Source organism: Bradyrhizobium sp. P2_E8, from assembly GCF_056403875.1.
In genome coordinates, this window is the sequence record NZ_JBFUES010001258.1 from 1 (window position 1) to 1,857 (window position 1,857).

The 1,857-nt window shown below is 65.4% G+C and carries 2 protein-coding genes; one reads left to right on the plus strand and one right to left on the minus strand.

Going from position 1 to position 1,857, the window contains the following annotated elements; translation table 11 throughout:
- Positions 1-268 precede the first annotated feature (268 nt).
- Positions 269-1,333, plus strand: a complete 1,065-nt coding sequence (locus AC1D00_RS39280) for an Acg family FMN-binding oxidoreductase (protein ID WP_477014379.1) — start codon at positions 269-271, stop codon at positions 1,331-1,333.
- A 4-nt stretch (positions 1,334-1,337) separates the two neighbouring features.
- Here AC1D00_RS39280 and AC1D00_RS39285 read toward each other — a convergent pair.
- On the minus strand, positions 1,338-1,857 hold a 520-nt coding region (locus AC1D00_RS39285), incomplete at its 5' end, for a hypothetical protein (RefSeq protein WP_477014380.1).

Here is a 1,857-nt window from a genome sequence, read left to right on the forward strand (position 1 = left end):
ACGCACGGCTGCTGATCGATGGCGGCTACAGGATCGACGGCGTCGTGCCGGTCGACCAATTCCGCCACACGCCGCATGTCGAGCTGGTGGCGCGGTTTGCGCGGTAGCTGCTAGCCTCGCGGGACGGTCCGCTGTGGGCGCCTCATCAAATTGATCCGGTGCCGATCCGAACCTTGATACCGGTCAACCACCCGAGCTTCCGGTGACGCTAGAAGCGTCGTGCGAAATGGCCGTGGAGCGGATGATGGCGATCGACCGGCGACAACTCATGGCCACCGCGCTCGGACTTTCCGCGGCGGCAATCACCGCCCGCCCCTCGGCTGCGGCGACGACGACCTATGAGGAAACGGTGCGAGCGTCGCGAGCGCCGCTGCAACCGGTGCCGCGGGACCGCGAGCTCGTGCGTTTTGCCACGCTCGCCGCCAACAGCCACAACACCCAGCCCTGGATCTTCTCCGCCCGCAGCAATGAAATCGTGATTGCGCCCGACTTCGCTCGCCGCTGTCAGGTGGTCGATCCGGACGATCACCACCTTTTCGTCAGCCTCGGCTGCGCCGTCGAGAACCTCGTCCTCGCGGCATCAGCGCTCGGCTGGCGCGCGAACCCGATGGTCGACGGTGACAGGGTCCGGATCGCGCTGGAGCCGGCGCGCCCCGAAGCGTCGGCGCTGGTCAACGCGATTTCCCTCAGGCAATGCACCCGTGCAGCCTTCGACGGCAAGCCGGTGGCGCCTGACATGCTGCGCCAGCTCGAGAACGCCTGTCGGGAGCCGAACGTTTCGGCAATCCTGATGACCGAACGCGCCGCCATCGCAAAGATCACCGACTATGTGCTCGAAGGCAATGCCGCGCAAATGCGCGACAAGGCCTTCATGCGCGAGCTCGTGAGCTGGATGCGCTTCAACGAGGCGGATGCGGTCGCAACCATGGACGGGTTGTTCTCGCGGGCCTCGGGAAACCCGTCCCTGCCGGCATGGATCGCGCGGCCGCTGCTCAGGTTCTTCTTCACCGAAAGCGGCGAGAACGGGAAATACCGCGCCGAGCTCGACAGCTCCGCAGGTGTCGTCGTGCTTGCCGCCGATCGTAGCGACACGTCGCACTGGATTGCGGTCGGCCGTGCCTGCCAGCGGTTCGCCCTGCAGGCGACCGCGCTCGGGCTCAAATATTCCTTCATCAACCAGCCGGTCGAGGTGGCGACACTAAGGCCGCAGTTCGCCGCCTCGCTCGGACTCGGCGAGCGGCGTCCCGATATCGTGATGCGCTTCGGAGCAGGGCCGGATCTGCCGAAATCGCTCCGCCGCGCCCCCGAACTGGTGATGCGGCCGACGCAATAGTCTTCTAGCGTCGAAGGCCACTCAATGCCGGTGACTCGCCGGGCAGCATGTTCGATCTGATATCGCTGTCCATGCGGCTCGAGTCCTGCTGGGTGAACCCGGCCCCGAACGACAGGCTGAGGTTGGAGGTCGGCTTGAATTCGACGCCCGCGAACGCACCGTATCCGGGCGCGGCGCCGGAGGTGAGCGGCGCAAGCGAACTGCCAATGCCGTTGCCATATTTCAGCGTGTCGAAACCGGCAAAGAACGTGACGGGCAACCCGCCCGCAGTCTTGGTGTTGTAACCGAACTGTGAGCTGTCATAGGAGAGCGCGCTGAAATTGCCGGCCTGTCCCGCCCGGCCGAGACCGCTCCAATTGAGGTCGCCACGCTGGCTGCCGACAAAGAAGCCGTTCGCAAAATTGGTGCGCCCGCCCGCGTCGCTGCCATTGAAGCTTGGAAAATTGCCGTAAGTGTCGGAGCTCTGGCCGGCACTGTCGCCATAGCCGAAGGCCCCACCCGGGACCCAATACCTCAAGGGTGCA

Coding starts and splice junctions, on each gene's coding strand:
- AC1D00_RS39280 (WP_477014379.1), top strand. CDS start 269: ATGGCCACCGCGCTCGGACTTTCCGCGGCGGCAATCACCGCCCGCCCC.